Genomic DNA, 18178 nt, shown 5'->3' with positions numbered 1-18178 from the left:
TCGATCCGGGTTGCCCTCGGGATCAGCCCTGCTGGCCGGCGGTTTCGGGATTGGCGGCCAGGTCCTTCGGGCCGCCCTTGGCGACGCCGACCATGGCGGGGCGCAGCACCCGTTCGCCGATCACGAAGCCGGCCTGCACCACCTGCACCACCGTGTTGTTCGGCACGTTCGGGTTCGGCACCTCGAACATGGCCTGGTGGAAGTTGGGATCGAATTTCTGGCCTTCGGCCTCGATCTTCTTCACGCCGTGGCGTTCGAGAGCGGAGAGCATGGAGCGCTCGGTCATTTCCACGCCTTCGATCAGCGTGTTGAGCCCCTGGTCGGCGGCGGCGCGGGCTTCGGCGGGAATGGCTTCCAGCGCCCGGCGCAGGTTGTCGGCCACGGCCAGCATGTCGCGCGCGAAGCCGGCGACGGAATAGGATTTCGCATCCTTCACGTCACGCTCGGTGCGACGGCGCAGATTGTCCATTTCGGCGGCCAGGCGCAGGAACCGATCCTTCAGCTCGCCGTTCTCGGCGCGCAGGGCGTCCAGGGGATTGATCTCGGTGGGGGCTTCGGCCGAAGCGGCCTCGGTCGCGGCGGTGTCCATGGCGTCCGCCTCGGGGGCTGCTGCATCCGGTCCGTTCTTGTTCGTCTCTTCAGTCATGCCGTTCTCCGATTTACGCGTGTGCTCGGGCGTTCCCGAACCTTGGGTTCGGCCGCCCCGGGGCGGTCCGCCGGCGGGGCAGACCTCTTCATGCGCCGATATCGATGTTCCACGCTGAAAAATCAAGGCTTCCCGGCGCTTTTCAGACGGGACGCACAGGCAAGCCAACCGGTCCTTCAGATCGTCTTGCGGGAGAGATTGGCCAGCACCTGCGCGGTATAATCCACCATCGGCACGATGCGCGAGTAGTTGAGCCGGGTCGGCCCGATCACGCCGACGGCCCCCACAACCCGATCCTCACTGTCGCGATAGGGCGCGACGATCAGCGACGAACCGGACAGGGAGAAAAGCTTGTTTTCCGATCCGATGAAGATGCGCACGCCCGAGCCCGTCTCCGCGAGATTGAGGATTTCGATCAGGCTGTCCTTCTTCTCGAGATCGTCGAAGAGCATGCGCAGCCGGACGATATCCTCGGCCCCCGCCACGCCCTCCAGCAGGTTGGCACGCCCGCGCACGATCAGCTGGGTCGGCTTGTCGTCGTCGAAGCCGCCGGACCAGACGGCCAGGCCGCGCTCCACGAGGCTCTGGGACAGCGTATCCAGTTCGTTGCGGACCGCGCTTCTGAGGTTCTCGATCTGCCGGCGAAGGTCGGCGAGCGTCTGCCCGGTCATGTGGGCATTGATGAAATTGGCCGCCTCCGTCAGCTGCGAGGCGGTCGTGCCGGCGGGCAGCTCGATGATACGGTTTTCCACCTGGTCATGCTCGCCCACCAGCACGGCAAGCGCCTTCGTGGGCTCCAGCCGGATGAATTCCACATGCTTGAGCACGGGATCGTTCTTGGCGGTGATGACCAGGCCCGCCCCGCCGGAAATCCCCGACAATATCCGGCTGGCCTCCGACATCATGGTTTCCACCGGCTTGTCCCGGTCGTTCGAACGGATCTGCCGGTCGATATTGGCGCGCTCCTCCCCGGACAGATCGCTCACCTGCATGAAGGCATCGACGAAAAAGCGCAGCCCCGATTGGGTCGGCAACCGCCCGGCGCTGATATGCGGGGAATAAATCAGGCCAAGCTCCTCCAGATCGCTCATGACATTGCGCACGGAAGCGGGGGACAGGGACATGGGCAGGAGCCGCGACAGGCTGCGCGAACCCAGCGGCTCGCCCGTTTCCAGATAGCCCTCCACGATCCGGCGGAAGATTTCCCGAGACCGGTCGTCCAGCTGCGCTGCCGCTTCTATGCCCCTGTGCGTCGCCAGACCCATGGTCCTCCCAGAAAAGCCTGTTGTCCTTGCATGAATATAATAGAGCCTTGCGGCTTGGCAAAAGGAAAAAGCCTTGCAAATCAGAAGGGCCCTGCCTCTCCCATGAAATCCTTTTGCAAAATGCGGAGGGGGGCCTTAAGACGCGGGAACCAGATTATCAGGAGTCATTCATGCGGCCTTCCGGCAGAAAAACCGACGCCATGCGCGCTGTCAGCTTCGAGCGCAACTTCTCCAAGCATGCGGAAGGCTCGTGCCTCGTCAAGTTCGGCGATACGCACGTGCTGTGCACCGCAAGCCTTGAGGACAAGACGCCGCCATGGCTGCGCAACAGCGGCAAGGGCTGGGTCACCGCCGAATACGGCATGCTGCCGCGCGCCACCGGCGAGCGCATGCGCCGCGAGGCTTCGAGCGGCAAGCAGAGCGGCCGCACCCAGGAAATCCAGCGTCTCATCGGCCGCAGCCTGCGCGCCGTGGTCGATCTGGAGGCCCTTGGCGAACGGCAGATTTCCATCGACTGCGATGTCATCCAGGCCGATGGCGGCACGCGCACGGCCTCGATCACCGGCGCCTGGATTGCCCTTCACGACTGCCTGAAGTGGATGGAAGCCCGGGGCATGGTGAAGGTGGAAAAGGTGCTGAAGGACCATGTGGCCGCGATTTCCTGCGGCATCTTCGCCAGCCAGCCGGTCATCGATCTCGACTATCTGGAAGACAGCGCCGCCGAAACCGACGCCAATTTCGTCATGACCGGCAAGGGCGGCATCGTGGAAATCCAGGGCACCGCCGAAGGCACGCCCTTCAGCCAGGAGGAATTCCTCACCCTTCTCGGCCTTGCCCGCAACGGTATTGCCGATCTCGTCGCGCTGCAGAAGCAGACGATCGGCTGAGCCGCCGGCCTCGACCGGATTGGGGAGTGACCCGATGAACCATTCACCCATAGAAGGCATTCTCGAAACCGCGCTCTATGTCGACGACATCGACCGCGCCGAGGCCTTCTACGGGACGGTGCTGGGGCTGAAGACCGTGACGAGGGCGGGCAACCGCCATATTTTCTTCTCACTCGGCGGGTCGATCCTCCTGATCTTCAATCCGGACGAAACGGAAAAAGCCGCCGGACCCGGCGCCTTGCCGGTGCCGGCCCATGGCGCTCGCGGCCCGGGGCATGCCTGCTTCCGGGTCTCGCCCGAGCGGATGGATGCCATGGCCGCGCGGCTCGAAGCGGCCGGCGTGGCGGTGGAGGCGGATTTCCGCTGGCCGGGCAGCGAGGCCCGCTCGCTCTATTTCCGCGACCCCGCCGGCAACAGCCTGGAACTTTCCGAACCCGCCCTTTGGGGGCTCGACACAAGGACGTGACCCGATGCGCAAGCTCGACACCAAGACGATCGTGGTCGCCAGCCACAATCAGGGCAAGATCCGCGAGATTGCCGACCTGATCGGCCCTTTCGGCTTTTCGGCCAGGTCTGCAGCGGAACTGAATTTCATCGAGCCGGATGAAACCGGCACCACCTTCGAGGAAAACGCCCGGATCAAGGCGCTTGCCTCCGCCATGGCTGCCGGGATGCCTGCGCTTTCCGACGACAGCGGGATTGCCATCGATGCGCTCGACGGCGCGCCGGGCGTCTACACCGCCAACTGGGCGGAAAAGGAAGACGGCACGCGCGATTTCGCGATGGCGATGGAAAAGGTGGAAGCCGCGCTTGTGGACAAGGGCGCGACCCGGCCCGAGCAGCGCGGCTGCCGCTTCGTGAGCGTGCTGTGTCTCGCCTGGCCCGACGGGCATACGGAGATCTTTCGCGGCGAGGTGGAGGGCACGGTCGTCTGGCCGCCGCGCGGAACGGCCGGCTTCGGCTATGATCCCATTTTCCAGCCGGCAGGCCATGAACGCACCTTCGGCGAGATGACCGCCGAGGAGAAGCATGGCTGGAAGCCCGGCGATGCGGAGGCGCTGTCGCACCGGGCGCGGGCCTTCAAGCTTTTCGTCGAAACCTGCCTGGAAGGCTGATGCCCATGACCGAGCCCATCCCGATGCTGCTTCCTGACACGGGCGAGCCGGGTTTCGGCCTTTACGTGCACTGGCCCTTCTGCGCGGCCAAGTGCCCCTATTGCGATTTCAACAGCCATGTGCGCCACCAGCCCGTGGACCAGCCGCGTTTCGTGGCCGCCTTCCTGAAGGAAATGCAGACCATGCGCGCCATGACCGGCCAGCGCACCGTCACCAGCATTTTCATGGGCGGCGGCACGCCCTCGCTGATGCTGCCGGAAACGGTGGGCGCCATTCTGGAGGGCATTGCCCGTCACTGGCACGTGCCGCACGGCATCGAGATCACCATGGAAGCCAACCCGTCGAGCGTCGAGGCGGACCGCTTCCGGGGCTACCGGGCGGCAGGCGTCAACCGGCTGTCGCTCGGCGTGCAGGCGCTGAACGATGCGGACCTGAAATTCCTCGGCCGGCTGCATGACGTGGAGCAGGCGCTGGGCGCGATCCGGCTGGCGCGGGAGATTTTCCCGCGCATGTCCTTCGATCTCATCTATGCCCGGCCCGGCCAGACGGTGGCCGCCTGGGAAGCGGAGCTGAAGCAGGCCATTTCCTATGCGGTCGACCATCTCTCGCTCTACCAGCTGACGATCGAGGAGGGCACGCCCTTCTTCGGCCTGCACAAGGCGAAGAAGTTCACCCTGCCCGATGGCGAGGAATCGGCCCTCCTCTACGAGGCGACGCAGGAGATCACCGCGGCCCACGGCCTTCCCGCCTATGAAGTGTCCAACCATGCGCGGCCCGGTGCGGAAAGCCGGCACAACCTCACCTACTGGCGCTATGGCGATTATGTGGGGATCGGCCCCGGCGCGCATGGGCGCATTTCCGTGGGTCGCGACAAGATTGCGACCGCGACCGAACGGCATCCGGAAACCTGGCTTGGCCTCGTCGAGGAACAGGGCCATGGCATGATCGACCAGGAACGGCTCGGCTATGACGAGCAGGCGGACGAGCTTCTGCTGATGGGGCTCCGCCTCAAGGAGGGCATCGATCTCGTGCGCTGGCAGGAGCTTTCCGGCCGCGAGCCCGATCCGGACCGGGAGGCCTTCCTGATTTCCCACGGCTTTATCGAGCGCCTCGGCAATTCGCGGCTGCGCTGCACGCCCTCGGGCATGCTCATACTCGATTCCGTCGTGGCCGATCTCGCCTGCTGAGCGGCCCTTGCCTTTCGGGAAAAGGCTGCTAGCTTTCCGGCCATGATCAACCGTACTCGTCTCACGCTCACCGTGTCCATGCTTCACCCCTGCGGGTGGAGTGGCATGCCTGTGGCCTGAGCAACAGACGACGCCCTCCATCCGGCAGCGACCGGGAGAGAGGGCTGACGATCACGCTCCCGGTTCTTTGAAACAGGAGCATTTTTCATGACCGACGATATTCTCATCCGTGCCGCCCGTCTGGAGGATGCGGAAAGCCTGTGGCGGCTGCAAGGCCAGCCGGGTTACCGGCATGGCACCCTTCGCCTGCCCTATCCGGCCTTCGAAAGCGTCAAGGCACGGCTTCAGGCGCCCGATCCCGCGCAGGTGCTGCTGGTGGCCGAAGTGAAGGGAGAGGTGGTCGGCAACGGAGGTTTGCGCCGCTTCGACGGGCGACGGTCCCATGTGGGCGAAATCGGCATGGGCGTCGACGACCGCCACCGCGGGCGCGGCATCGGCAGCGCCCTCCTCGCGGCCCTGATCGAAACCGCCGACGACTGGCTCAATCTGCGCCGGCTGGAACTGACCGTCTTTGCGGACAATGCGCCGGCCATCGGCCTCTACCGCAAGTTCGGCTTCGTGGAGGAGGGTCGGCTCACCGATTTCGCCTTTCAGGCGGGGCGCTATGCGGATGCGCTGGCCATGGCCCGCATCCGCCCCTGAAACGAAAATGGCGGGGCCTTGTCAGCCCCGCCTTGTCCATCCTGCAAGGAGGATTGGCCTATTCGTTGATCAGACGCTTCAAAAGCTCGATCTCGTGGCTCAGCTTGTTGTCCTCGGAGATCAGCTCCTCGATCTTGCGCACCGCATGCAGCACGGTGGTGTGATCGCGCCCGCCGAAGCGGCGGCCGATTTCGGGGAAGGAGCGCGGCGTCAGCGTCTTGGACAGATACATGGCGATCTGGCGCGGCTTCACGATCACGCGGGTGCGGCGGTTGGAGACCAGCTCCTGCCGCGACACGTTGTAGTGCCGGGCGACGATGCGCTGGATGTCCTCGATGCGCACGCGCTTCGGTTCGCCGGAACCGACCAGATGGCTGAGCAGTTCGTCGACCCGCTCGATGGACAGATTGGGCTCGAAGGAGCGGCGGAAGACGAGCTGGTTGAAGGCGCCTTCCAGCTCACGGCCGGACGCCGTCACGTTGCGGGCCACATGGGCGAGAATTTCCATGGGGATATCGAGGCCCGGATCTTCCTGGCGCGCGGCCTGAAGGCGGCAGACCAGCATGTCGAGACGCATGTCGTAGTCCGGCGCTTCCATTTCGATGGCAACGCCGCCCTGCAGGCGCGAGCGCACGCGGGGATCGAGCGATTCCAGCTCCCAGGGGGCGCGGTCGGCCGCAACGACGACCTGCTTGGCGCTGTCGAGCAGCATGTTCAGCAGGTGGCAGAATTCGTGCTGGATCATCTTGCCCTGCAGGAACTGCATGTCGTCGATGATGAGCAGATCGATGTGGCGGAGCGAGTCCTTCAGCGTCAGGGCATCATTGTCGCGGATCGCGGTTGCGAAGCGCCACATGAAATATTCGGCGGTCAGATAGACCACGCGGGGTGCGCGCGGGCTCTGGACGGCCGCATTGGCAATTGCCTGCAGCAGATGCGTCTTGCCGAGGCCGACGGTCGAGTGAACGAAGAGCGGGTTGAAGCGCACGGCGCTCGCACCGGCTTCGGCAATCGTCTTGGCGGCCGCCAGCGCCACGCGGTTCGAGGCACCTTCGATAAAGGTGTCGAAGGTGTAGCGCGGATCGAGCGGCGAACCGAAGAGCGGCGAGGCCGCCGAGGGCTGGCCTGCCGGACGCGCCGTCTGGACGGCCGCGCTCGCCACCTGCCCGGCCTGCTGGGGCTGGGCCCGACGCTGGACGGGCTGAGCCGCCGGCGCGGGTGCGTGATGGGAGGGCTGCTCTTCCGGGGCAGAGGGGCGTACGGTCCGCGTTGCGGTCCGGACCAGGATTTCCACCTTCAGGATTTCCGCGTCCTCTGCCTGAAACAGGCTGGTGATGAGATCGAGATAACGGTTGTTGATCCAGGATTTCAGGAATGTCGTCGGCACCGTCAGCCGCACGACACTCTTCGAAACGGAATGCAGCTTCAGCCGGGCAAACCAGCTGGCATAGACATCCGGCCCCACCTGGGCCTTCAGCCGGGCACTGACCCGTTCGAAAAGAACGGAATGGCCCGCACCTGTTTCATTCATCGCAGCACCGGCACCTTCTGCACCGTTACCGGCCGCATGGTCCCCATAACCCAATGCGTCGGAGGATCTTACATTCATTTGCATTTCGCCGCCTTCCAAATTCCAAGTTCTTCCCTGCGAAAATCGCCGGGCATGTTCCCGTGAACCGGATCCTCATCCTCCGCAGGATGGAGAAACCCGATTCCCTTGCGCTTCGTGAAGACCGCATGCAGCCTTGCCTGCCGATTCCGCCTGCCGGATGACCTCGAGCCATCCGCCGGAACCGCCACCGGCCAGAAGGTCAGACCTTCCGAGCCATGCCACAGGTGCGAGCCTTTTCCCTAACGCCTATAGAGATTGGAACATGTCCTTTCCCTGCCGGATCAATCCGGTCTCATTGTCGACGCCATCCTCGTCGGCGTCTTGCTTGCCCTACTCCTCTTTCCGTGCCTTGGCCGAAAAGCATTCTTTTTAGCGCAAGGTTCCCCGCGAAGGAATCCGGATGGAATCCAGCTCATGAGCCCTGACGCTTTCTGAAAAAACGGAACAGACTGTTCCGTGACAAGGAGCTGAGGGACCGAACCTGATCTCCTGTAGCGAAATCCTACAGGTATCCGGGCCGTCCGCGCCCTCTTGCTGGAAACCATTTACGCAGGATCAAATTGCAAGATCAACGATGATTTTTGCGCGCAAAAGTAAGGAGGCCATTGACTCTTGCGGCGCTTTTCGCATCGAAGCCGGCCCTCAAAAAAGAATCTTAAGTGAATCAAGGGGATTCGATTTTGTCGGTCTGCGAGAGGCCCGAAAAAGAAAAAAACAAAAAAATGACTTGACTCTGCCTTGGTGTCACCGGGATGGGCAACAAGCGCCCAATTCACAGATGACCCCCAATAATTCATTGATAACAAATAGTTTTTCATGTCATTCGGCTGACATGAAGAAGTCTGGCAAAGGCCAATTTACGCAGATGCGAAATCATGAATCACAAAAACCCGGCCAGAGGCCGGGCTTGAATTGTGTCAGATTGTGACGGGGTCACATCAGGCCGAGAGGGCCTTTACACGGCTGGCAAGGCGCGAAACCTTACGGGATGCAGTGTTGGAGTGCATAACACCCTTGGTTGCGGCGCGCATCAGCTCGGGCTGGGCAGCCTGCAGGGCGGCCTTCGCGACAGCGGCGTCACCGGAAGCGATGGCTTCTTCAACCTTGCGGATGAAGGAACGGATGCGCGAACGGCGTGCCTTGTTGACTGCAGTGCGGCGAGCGATCTTGCGGGTCGCCTTCTTCGCCGAAGTGGTATTGGCCATGTATGCCTCTCTTCGAATTCGAACCAAACTCCGCTCAAGCCGCGGTCTCAAGCGACCTCTTCGCACAGCTTTTCGGGAGCAATAGCGGAAACCCAGACCGGATTTCCTTTCTGTGGGCGGGCATATAGCGGGAAAGCGCAGGGACGTCAACGCGGATTTTGCCGGAATGTCGCCAAAGCGAGGGGCGTGACGACACTTTCCCCAGGCCCGTCCTCTATTTCTGGCAGGTCTCGCAATAGAAGGTGGAGCGGCCCGCCTGCACGATCCGGCTGACGGTGCCGCCGCAGCCTTCGGTGCGGCAGGGCTCGCCCTCCCGGTCATAGACGGCGAAACGATGCTGGAAGTAGCCGAGCGACCCGTCCGTCTGGATATGGTCGCGCAGGGACGAGCCGCCGGCCTCGATCGCATCGGCAATGACGGCGCGGATGGCCTCGGTGAGGTCCACGAGCCTCTGCCCCGGCCGGCCGGCGGCCGTGACCAGCGTTCCGGCGGACCGCAGCGGCGAAAGATGGGCGCGCCACAGCGCCTCGCACACATAGATATTGCCGAGACCGGCGATCAGGCGCTGGTCGAGGAGCGCGGATTTGAGCGGCTGGCTCTTGCCCGCCATGCGGCGGGCGAGATCGTCCGCATCGAGGCTGTTGCCGAGCGGTTCCGGGCCGAGGCCGCGGAACGAGGGGTGGCTGTCCATCTCCCGCCGCTCGAAGAGATCGATGAAGCCGAAGCGGCGGGGATCATTATAGATGACGCGGCGCGGGCCGGCCCCCGTCTCCAGATGGAAGACGACGTGATCGTGCTTCTCATCCTTCGACCGGGCATGGTGAAACGCGCCGGGCGTTTCCGCCGCCTCGCCTTCCTCGATGCGGAAGGAGCCGGACATGCCGAGATGGGCGAGGATGGTCCAGCCGTCGTCGAGATCGATCAGCAGATATTTGGCCCGCCGGGCAAGACCGAGGATGCGGCGGCCCTCGACCCGTTCGGCCAGCGCCTCCGGCAGGGGAAAGCGCAGGTCCGGGCGGCGCAGCTCCAGCCGGCCGATCCGGGCATCGGCCATGACCGGCTCAAGTCCGCGCCGGACGGTCTCCACTTCTGGCAATTCTGGCATCGCGATCCATCTTCCTGTTTCAACCTCGGGCAATCCGGTCTATAGACCAGCGCCAGCATGCCGCAGCCTCGCCGTGCACATCCGATGGCGTCCGCGCGGTCTTTTCGATATGGTTCCGCCGTCCGGCGGGCAAGTCCAATTTGTTACGGGAGTATTCGGATGGGTGAACAGCGCACCTCCGCCACGGGCGGAATGGCAACCTCCTACGGGTTCCGCGACGTGGCAGAAGGCGAGAAGCAGCCGCTCGTCAATGACGTGTTCCACAAGGTCGCCAAGCGCTACGACATCATGAACGACGTGATGTCGGCCGGGCTGCACCGGGTCTGGAAAGATGCAATGATTGCGGCCCTCAACCCGCGCAAGTCACCCGACTACCGGGTGCTGGACGTGGCCGGCGGCACGGGCGACATCGCCTTCCGCATCGTCGAGGCCTCGAACCGGCTGGCCCATGCCACCGTGCTCGACATCAACGGCTCCATGCTGGGCGTGGGCGAAGAGCGGGCGGCCAAAAAGGGGCTCACCGACAATCTCACCTTCGTCGAGGCCAATGCGGAAGAGCTGCCGTTCGAATCCGGCTCATTCGACGCCTATACGATCGCCTTCGGCATCCGCAACGTGCCGCGCATCGACGTGGCGCTGAAGGAAGCCTTCCGCGTTCTCAAGCGCGGTGGCCGCCTGCTGGTGCTGGAATTCTCCGAAGTGACCATGCCGCTTCTCGACACGTTCTACGAACAGTGGTCGTTCAAGGCGATCCCGCGCTTCGGCAAGATGATCACCGGCGATGCGGAGCCCTATCAGTATCTGGTGGAATCGATCCGCAAGTTCCCGAACCAGGACGATTTCGCGACCATGATCCGCGACGCCGGCTTTTCCCGCGTGAGCTATACCAATTATACCGGCGGCATTGCCGCGCTGCATTCCGGCTGGAAGATCTGACCGGATGAGCACACCGGCTGCCTATTTCCGCATCCTGAGGGTGGGTTACGTGCTGGTGCGCGAGGGCGTGCTCGGCAGCCTGCCGGATGAGGATATGCCCCCGCCGCTTCGGCTCGCCAAGCGGCTGCTCGCGCCCCTTGCCCGCCGCCAGGCGACCGGCGCCGACCGCAGCGACCGGGTTGCGCGGGCCGTCGAACGGCTGGGTCCGTCTTATGTGAAGATCGGCCAATTCCTCGCCACCCGTCCCGACGTGGTGGGGGTCGAGCTCGCCAACGACCTCGCCAAGTTGCAGGACCGCATGGCCTTCTTCCCGGAGGGTGCGGCGCGGGCCGCAGTCGAGGGCTCGCTGGGGCGGCCGCTCGATCACCTCTACAGCCGTTTCGAGGCGCCGATTGCCGCAGCCTCCATCGCCCAGGTGCATCCCGCCGAGATCGTCACCCCGTCGGGCCCGAAGAAAGTGGCCGTCAAGGTCGCCCGTCCGGGCGTGCGCCAGCGCTTCGCCCGGGATCTCGAGGCCATGTATCTGGTCTCGCGGCTGCAGGAAAAATTCATTCCGTCCCATCGGCGGCTGAAGCCCACGGAAGTCACCCGCACGCTGGAACAAACGACGCGGATCGAGATGGACCTGCGGCTGGAGGCCGCCGCCCTTTCGGAAATCGCGGAAAATACCCGCGACGATCCCGGCTTCCGGGTGCCGACCGTGGACTGGGAGCGCACCGGGCGCGACGTCATCACCATGGAGTGGATCGACGGCATCAAGATGTCGGATGTGGAGGCGCTGAAGGCCGCCGGCCACGATCTCAACGGACTGGCCGATACGCTGATCCAGTCGTTCCTGCGCCACACGCTGCGGGACGGCTTCTTCCATGCGGACATGCATCCCGGCAATCTCTTCGTCGATCCCGCCGGCATGATCGTCGCGGTCGACATGGGCATCGTCGGCCGGCTCGGCAAGAAGGAGCGCCGCTTCCTCGCCGAGATCCTCTACGGCTTCATCACCCGCGACTATCGCCGGGTGGCGGAGGTGCATTTCGAGGCGGGCTACGTGCCGCAGCACCATGACGTGTCGAGCTTCGCCCAGGCGATCCGCGCCATCGGCGAGCCGATCCACGGCCAGCCGGCCGAAACCATTTCCATGGGCAAGCTGCTGACGCTGCTGTTCGAGGTTACCGAACTTTTCGACATGGAGACCCGACCGGAACTGGTCATGCTGCAGAAGACCATGGTGGTGGTGGAGGGCGTGGCGCGCATGCTCAATCCGCGCTTCAACATGTGGAAGGCCTCCGAACCGGTCGTCGGCGGCTGGATCCGCGACAATCTCGGGCCGAAACGCATCGTGACCGACCTGAAGGATGGGCTCCGTGCCGCGCTGAAGCTTGCGGAAGCCGCCCCGGAGATCGCCGCAAAAACCGAGAAGCTGCATGCGGATCTCATGCATATGAGCGAGCACGGCCTGCGCTTCGACCGCAAGACGGCGGAGGAGATCGGCGAGGCCGAAGCCCGGCACAGCCGGTCCGGGCGCATCGCGCTCTGGGTCATTGCCGCCACGCTTCTCTATATCGCCTGGCAGATCCACTGAGGGCGGGCGCGAGAGCATTTCCAGGAAAAGTGCGGATCCGATTTTCCGTCCGGAAATGCCTCCAGACAAAGAGTTGGAGCGGGTCAGGCGAACCGGAGTGAGCCGGACGGGATCTAGACCCGCGCCAGCGACAGAACGCGATTGACGAGCCCCGCATCCCCCCTGCCCTTCGGCCAGGCCGCATAGAGCGGCATGTCCCACTGTCCCGGCAAAGGAAGGGCGGCAAGCCTTTCGTTGCGCTGGGGCAGCGAGGCCGCCGGCAGGATGGCGACGAAGCCGTGATCTTCCACCATGCGCAGGATGACGGGAATGCTGTCCACCTCGACGGGGTCGACACTGCCCCGCCAGGCGGCGAAATCCGCCGTTTCCAGCATGCGGTCGATGATCTGGCGAAGCCCGCTGCGGGCGCTCGGCAGGGCAAGCGGCGAGGTCAGCAACAGGTTGGCGAGCGTGCCGCCGGCCCGCTCTGCGGTCTCGCGGGCGGCCACCAGCATCAGCGGCGAGGTGGAGAGAAGCCGGCCATCCAGATCGTCGGGCAGGGCGGCCAGGTCCAGCAAGACCAGATCGAAGAGGCCGCGCCGCACACCGTTCAGCAATTCTTCCGCGATCATGGAGGTGATGAAGAGCGGCTGGCGGGGATAGCGCAGCCGCCATTGCGCCGAGAGCCGGGCGAGCAGGCCGGCAATGCTGCTTTCGGCTCCCAGCGGAAAGACCGAGCCCACCCGGACCGTAGCGGCAAGCCGCCGGAACCGCTCGCCCGACCGGGCCGAAACCTCCCGCCAGAGATCCTCGATGCGGCGGGCGGCGTCGATCCAGTCCAGCCCCGGCCCGGTCGGCAGCGCTCCGTCGGCGCTGCGCTGGAAGAGCGGGAAGCCGGTCTTCGCCTCCACATGGGCGATCTGGCGCGTCAATTGCGGCTGGCCGATGCCCAGCTCGCGCGCAGCGGCGCGGATGCTGCCCTTGCGCGCCACGGTCAGCACCCGGTGCAGGGCTTCGAGCCCCAGCATGGGCACCTTCCCGCCGGTCTGCCCGAAAAGCCGGCCGGTTTCCGCAGCCAGGGCGGCAAAGATCGGCTGGAGGCGCTCGCCGTCGAGCGTCCGCATCAACCCGTTTCCGGACGGCTGGAACAGGCGCACCGCCAGCGCTTCCTCGGTGCGGCGGATTGCGGCGAGCACGGTGGAGGGCGGGCGGCCGAGACGCCGTGCCGCTTCCCGGACGCCGGGTTCGGTCAAGAGGGCATCCACGACGATGATCGAAACCGTATCCAGGGCTCACGCACCTTTCCGCATCATGTGTTCATTTTTTGGGATATGCCACATTTCCGCAAACTCGCCTAGTCTGAGGCGAGCATTATCGAGGGGCATGGCATGACGGGCGCAACGGCGACGCTGGAACTGAACGGGCAACCCATCGGCTTTGCGAAGATGGTGGATATCGGCACGGGCCGGGTCACCGTCCGCGCAAGCGGCGAAGGCATGGAACGGGTTTCCGCCTCGAGGCAGGTGCTGGAGCAGGCGATTGCGGCGGGCGTTCCCGTTTATGGCGCGACGACGGGTGTCGGCGCGATGAAGGATGTGGAATGGTCGCCGGATGCGATCAATGCCTTCAATCTCGGCCTTGTCCGCGCCCATCATTTCGGCACGGGGCCGGCCTTCCCCACATCGGTCGTCCGCAATGCCATGGCCATCCGGGTGAACACCGCCCTGACCGGCCATGTGGGCTGCACACCGGCGCTGGTGGAAGCCTTCCTTGCCCTCCTCGACAAGGACGTCATTCCGGTCGTGCGCAAGACCGGTTCCATCGGCTGCGGCGATATCGGCCTCATGGGCCAGATCGGCGCGGTGCTGGTGGGGGACGGCGAAGCGGTCTATCGCGGGCGGCGCATGGAAGCCGCTGATGCACTGGCGGCGGCGGGCCTGAAGCCGCTGGTGATGGCCCCGCGCGACGGCCTTGCGGCGCTCGGCGTCAATGCGGTGAGCTTTGCCAATGCGGCCGAGACGGTGCGCAGCACGGTGTCCGCCATCCGGGTTCTGCTCGCCACCGGCCTGATGGCCTGCGGCGCGCTCGGCGCCTCGCGGACGCCCTGGGAGGCGGTGACCGCCGTCGGCACGCCGCGCGAAGCCCAGACCGGCGCCTGGCTGCTGGAAGCCTCGCGCCCCTGGGCGTGGAGCGTCACCACCAATATCCAGGATCCCTTGAGCGTGCGCATGATCGCCCAGGTGTTCGGCGCGGTCATCGAAAGCCTGATGGCATCGGGTTTCCGCATCGTCTCGGCCACCGCCAGACCCGACGACAATCCCGTGATTGCCGGCGACAAGATCCTGACCTCGGGCGGCTCTCTCCCGCTCGACGTGACGCTGCTGCTCGAATCCTCCGCGCTGTGCATGGCCCATGCGGCGCGCAATGCCTTCAACCGCTGCGTCCTGCTCGGCAATGGCATGCGGGCGGACCTGCCCGTCAATCTGGTGCCGAAGGGCGCGATTGCCACCGGCTTCGGCCCGATGATCAAGCTGGCGGGCGAGATCTTCTCGCGCGTGCTGTCCATGTCCAATCCGGTTTCGGCCCAGTCGCTTGTTGTGGCGGGCGGGCTGGAAGACGAAGCGGCCTTCCTGCCGCTCGTCATCGACCGCCTCGACCGGCAGATGGAGGCGCTGAAGCGTCTGGCGGCCATCGAGGCCATGCTGGCCGCCCAGGCGCTCGACATTCTCGGCATGAAGCCGGAAGGCATGGCGGCGGAGCTTTACCGGGTGGTGCGCAAGCATGCCGCCTTCCTGACCGTCGACCGGACGCTCTCCTGCGAGATCGAGGCCATCGAGATGGAGCTCGCCTCGGAAAGCTTCATGGGGCGGCTGATCGAGCTGTCGCCGCTGCCTGCGGTGGACGATTTCTTTGCGCTTGGGCCGGCCTCGACCGAGGCCAGCCGCCGGCACGTGGCCTGAGGAGGAGAACCCATGGCTGATTTCGACCTCGTAGTCTCCGGCAAGGTCATCCTGCCGGACCGGATCATCGAGAAGGGCTATGTGGCCGTCAGCGACGGGCTGATTGCCCATGTGGGCGAAGGGCCGGCGCCCGCCGCCCGCGAAAGGCAGGATTTCGGCGCGGGCCTCGTGCTTCCCGGCGCCATCGATGCGCAGGTGCACTCGCTCTCGCAGAAGAACCAGGAGGATTTCCTCTGGTCCACCAATGCGGCGGCCGCCGGCGGCGTCACCACCATCGTCGACATGCCCTATGACGAAGGCGATCTCGTCTGCTCGGCAGCTGCCGTGCAACGGAAGATCGAGCATGCGAGCCCGCAGGCCCGCGTGGATTTCGCCCTCTACGGCACCATCGACCCGCTGGAAGGGGCGGCCCGCATCGCCGAACAGGCCGAAGCCGGCGTTGCCGCCTTCAAGTTCTCGACCTTCGGGACCGATCCGAAGCGCTTTCCGCGCATTCACCCGCCAATGCTGGCGGATGCCTTTGCGGAAATCGCCAAGACCGGGCTGACCGCCGGCGTCCACAATGAGGATGACGAGACAGTCCGGATCTACATGGACCGGGTGAAGGCCTCCGGCATCACCGATTGGCGCGCCCATGGCCTCTCGCGCCCGCCGCTTTCCGAGCTGCTCGCCATGCACACGATCTTCGAGACGGGCGCGCAGACCGGCTGCCCCGCCCATGTGGTGCATTGCTCGCTCGCGCGCGGCTACGACATTGCCGCCGCCTACCGGCTCGACGGCTTCGAGGCGACCGTCGAATGCTGCATCCATTACCTGACGCTCGACGAGGACCATGATGTCGCCCGGCTCGGCGGCAAGGCGAAGATCAATCCGCCCTTGCGCCCCCGCAAGGAGGTGGAAGCCGTCTGGGACCGGGTGCGCAACGGCCTCGTCTGGCTGGTTTCCACCGATCATGTGGCCTGGTCGGAAAACCGCAAGACCAACCCGGACATGCTCGCCAATTCCTCCGGCGTGCCGGGTCTCGAAGTGATGATCCCGCTCTTCGTCAAGGGCGCGCTGGAGCGCGATATCTCGCTCACCTGGGCAGCCCGGCTGATGGCGGAGAATCCGGCGAAACATTTCCGCCTGGATCACGTCAAGGGCGCGCTGAAAGTCGGACGCGACGCCGATATCACCGTGCTGACGCCTGAGGAAAAGGTCTATTCCGCCTCGCAATCCGGCCATACCGTGGTGGACTGGAGCCCCTATGACGGAATCCGGCTTCCCTATACGGTCGCCGGCACCTGGCTGCGCGGCAACCTCGCCTTCGACGGCACCCGCGTCACCGCCAAGCCCGGCACCGGCCGCTTCGTCCGCCCGCCGGTAAAGCAGGGTGAGCGCGCGTGATGGATTCAAATCTTCAGGCAAACGGGTGGCGGAAATCCCCGATCGCACAAGCGATTGCGGCTGGAAGTATCGCTCCGGCGCGAAAGCCCGCATCGATGCGATCTCGGGGCGGGTATATTTTCCCGCCTCGGGCCTTCGGCCTGACCCCCACCCCTTACCCCTCCCCACAAGGGGGAGGGGAATGGCTGGCGCCGCGTACAACCAATAAATCCGAAAGCACCTTCGCGATAGGAATGAGCGGCCTGCCTCCAAAGTCCCCCTCCCCCCTGTGGGGAGGGGTTAGGGGTGGGGGTCTGGTCCCCATGCTCAAGCGCGCCGCGATGCGGACGCGTCAGTCTTCCATCGGAGCCATGAATCGATGAACCGCAATCTTTCCGTCCACGCCGCCCGCATCGAGCGCGACATTGCCGAACTCGCCGATATCACCGAGCCCGGCCGCCCCTGGACGCGCCGGTCCTTCACGCCGCTCTTCCTCGAAGGCCGCGCCCTTGTCGAAAAGCGGATGCGGGAGGCCGGTCTCGAAACCCGGATCGATGCGGCCGGCAATCTGCTTGGCCTGCGCAAGGGCAAATCCTCCCGCAAGGCGATCATGCTCGGCTCCCATTCGGACACGGTGCCGGATGGCGGCCGGTTCGACGGGATTGCCGGCGTGGTCGTCGGGCTGGAAGTGGCCCGGGCGCTCACTGAGCGGGGCATCGAGCTGGACCATGATCTGGTGATTGTCGATTTCCTCGCGGAAGAAGTCTCCGCCTTCGGCGTCTCCTGCGTCGGCAGCCGGGGCCTGACCGGCCAGTTTCCGGAGGGATGGCTGGAGCGGGTGGAAGGCGGGCGCACGCTTGGCGAGGCGATCCGCGAGGTGGGCGGCGATCCCGCCACACTCCGGACGCTCACCGTCCCCGATATCAAGGGGTTTCTCGAACTCCATATCGAGCAGGGCCCGGTGCTTGAGCGCGAGGGCATCGATATCGGCATTGTCGGGGCGATCTCCGGCATCACCCGCATCGAACTGACCTTCAACGGCCAGCCGGGCCATGCGGGCACGACGCCGATGGGCGCGCGGGCCGATGCGCTGGTGGCCGCCTCCCGCTTCGTGCAGAAGGTGGATGAGGCCGCCCGTGTTCTGGCCAGCCAGCCCCGCCATTTTGCCGCGACCGTCGGCGAATTCCGCATGGAGCCGAATGCGGCCAATGTCGTCCCCGCCAAGGTGCGCCTGCTGATCGATGCCCGCGCCGAGCATCGGCCGGACATGGAGGCCTTCCTCGCCTGGGTGAAGGCGGAGGCCGCCCGCATGGATGGTGCGGAAGGCGTTGCCGTGCCCGCACCGGTTATCATTTCCGATAACGCCGCCGTGCCGTCCGATGCCAATCTGCTCGATCTCCTGCGCGGCGCCTGTGACCGGATCGGCGCGACGCACCGGCCGCTGGCCTCGGGCGCCGGACACGATGCCGCCTGGGTGGCGCGCAAGGCGCCGGCGGCGATGATCTTCGTCGCCAGCAAGGACGGCCTCAGCCATGCGCCCGAGGAATGGACGGAAAACGATGCCATCGCGCTTGGCGCGGAAGTGCTCTTCGAGGCGGTGATCGCCCTCGACAAACAGGCTTGAGACAAAGGGGG

At 65.2% G+C, this 18178-nt stretch carries 16 protein-coding genes; 10 read left to right on the top strand and 6 right to left on the bottom strand.

What is annotated here, in order from left to right; all coding sequences use genetic code 11:
• Nucleotides 1-22 precede the first annotated feature (22 nt).
• Nucleotides 23-646: a nucleotide exchange factor GrpE gene (grpE, locus tag ACT54B_RS07370; protein ID WP_476043988.1), complete on the bottom strand. Its 624-nt coding sequence runs from the start codon at nt 644-646 to the stop codon at nt 23-25.
• A 176-nt stretch (nt 647-822) separates the two neighbouring features.
• Complete coding sequence (hrcA, locus tag ACT54B_RS07365) at nt 823-1911, bottom strand: heat-inducible transcriptional repressor HrcA (protein WP_476043987.1); 1089 nt, start codon at nt 1909-1911, stop codon at nt 823-825.
• A 170-nt stretch (nt 1912-2081) separates the two neighbouring features.
• Between hrcA and rph the strand changes: the two genes are divergently transcribed.
• From rph to ACT54B_RS07340, 5 genes are all read left to right on the top strand, one after another.
• Entirely contained in the window at nt 2082-2798 is a 717-nt protein-coding gene (gene rph, locus ACT54B_RS07360; RefSeq protein ID WP_476043986.1) for a ribonuclease PH, read from the top strand.
• Between the two features lie 34 nt (nt 2799-2832).
• On the top strand, nt 2833-3264 hold the full coding sequence (locus ACT54B_RS07355) for a VOC family protein (protein ID WP_476043985.1): 432 nt from the start codon (nt 2833-2835) through the stop codon (nt 3262-3264).
• 4 nt (nt 3265-3268) lie between these two features.
• On the top strand, nt 3269-3913 hold the full coding sequence (rdgB, locus tag ACT54B_RS07350; protein ID WP_476043984.1) for an RdgB/HAM1 family non-canonical purine NTP pyrophosphatase: 645 nt from the start codon (nt 3269-3271) through the stop codon (nt 3911-3913).
• A 5-nt stretch (nt 3914-3918) separates the two neighbouring features.
• Nucleotides 3919-5100 (top strand): radical SAM family heme chaperone HemW, encoded by a 1182-nt coding sequence (gene hemW / locus ACT54B_RS07345; RefSeq protein WP_476043983.1) that lies wholly within the window; start codon nt 3919-3921, stop codon nt 5098-5100.
• A 207-nt stretch (nt 5101-5307) separates the two neighbouring features.
• Complete coding sequence (locus tag ACT54B_RS07340) at nt 5308-5802, top strand: GNAT family N-acetyltransferase (protein ID WP_476043982.1); 495 nt, start codon at nt 5308-5310, stop codon at nt 5800-5802.
• Between the two features lie 58 nt (nt 5803-5860).
• Here the strand turns inward: ACT54B_RS07340 and dnaA are convergent, their stop codons facing one another.
• The 3 genes from dnaA to mutM form a co-directional block, all read right to left on the bottom strand.
• Nucleotides 5861-7417 carry a chromosomal replication initiator protein DnaA gene (gene dnaA, locus ACT54B_RS07335; protein WP_476043981.1) on the bottom strand — a complete coding sequence of 519 codons (1557 nt, stop codon included), beginning with the start codon at nt 7415-7417 and terminating at the stop codon, nt 5861-5863.
• A 935-nt stretch (nt 7418-8352) separates the two neighbouring features.
• Nucleotides 8353-8619: a 30S ribosomal protein S20 gene (gene rpsT, locus ACT54B_RS07330; protein WP_476043980.1), complete on the bottom strand. Its 267-nt coding sequence runs from the start codon at nt 8617-8619 to the stop codon at nt 8353-8355.
• Between the two features lie 214 nt (nt 8620-8833).
• On the bottom strand, nt 8834-9724 hold the full coding sequence (gene mutM / locus ACT54B_RS07325; protein ID WP_476043979.1) for a bifunctional DNA-formamidopyrimidine glycosylase/DNA-(apurinic or apyrimidinic site) lyase: 891 nt from the start codon (nt 9722-9724) through the stop codon (nt 8834-8836).
• 159 nt (nt 9725-9883) lie between these two features.
• Between mutM and ubiE the strand changes: the two genes are divergently transcribed.
• Together ubiE and ubiB are read left to right on the top strand one after the other, a co-directional pair.
• Nucleotides 9884-10660, top strand: a complete 777-nt coding sequence (gene ubiE, locus ACT54B_RS07320) for a bifunctional demethylmenaquinone methyltransferase/2-methoxy-6-polyprenyl-1,4-benzoquinol methylase UbiE (protein WP_476043978.1) — start codon at nt 9884-9886, stop codon at nt 10658-10660.
• Nucleotides 10661-10664: 4 nt separating this feature from the next.
• Nucleotides 10665-12239: a 2-polyprenylphenol 6-hydroxylase gene (gene ubiB / locus ACT54B_RS07315; protein WP_476043977.1), complete on the top strand. Its 1575-nt coding sequence runs from the start codon at nt 10665-10667 to the stop codon at nt 12237-12239.
• Between the two features lie 113 nt (nt 12240-12352).
• On the opposite strand, the gene ACT54B_RS07310 is transcribed toward ubiB, so the two are convergent.
• Nucleotides 12353-13471, bottom strand: coding sequence for a LysR family transcriptional regulator (locus tag ACT54B_RS07310; RefSeq protein ID WP_476043976.1), 1119 nt, complete (start codon nt 13469-13471; stop codon nt 12353-12355).
• Between the two features lie 135 nt (nt 13472-13606).
• Here ACT54B_RS07310 and ACT54B_RS07305 point away from each other — a divergent pair, with 135 nt between their 5' ends.
• The 3 genes from ACT54B_RS07305 to ACT54B_RS07295 all read left to right on the top strand — a co-directional run bounded on the left by ACT54B_RS07305 (nt 13607) and on the right by ACT54B_RS07295 (nt 18167).
• Nucleotides 13607-15178, top strand: coding sequence for an aromatic amino acid ammonia-lyase (locus ACT54B_RS07305; protein WP_476043974.1), 1572 nt, complete (start codon nt 13607-13609; stop codon nt 15176-15178).
• Between the two features lie 12 nt (nt 15179-15190).
• Complete coding sequence (locus ACT54B_RS07300) at nt 15191-16564, top strand: dihydroorotase (protein WP_476043973.1); 1374 nt, start codon at nt 15191-15193, stop codon at nt 16562-16564.
• A gap of 358 nt (nt 16565-16922) precedes the next feature.
• Complete coding sequence (locus ACT54B_RS07295; protein ID WP_476043971.1) at nt 16923-18167, top strand: Zn-dependent hydrolase; 1245 nt, start codon at nt 16923-16925, stop codon at nt 18165-18167.
• Nucleotides 18168-18178: the final 11 nt, after the last annotated feature.

The organism is Gellertiella sp. DMC107 (assembly GCF_056313605.1).
Note: the sequence above shows the minus strand (reverse complement) of the source record. Positions and strands in the feature narration are given on the sequence as shown.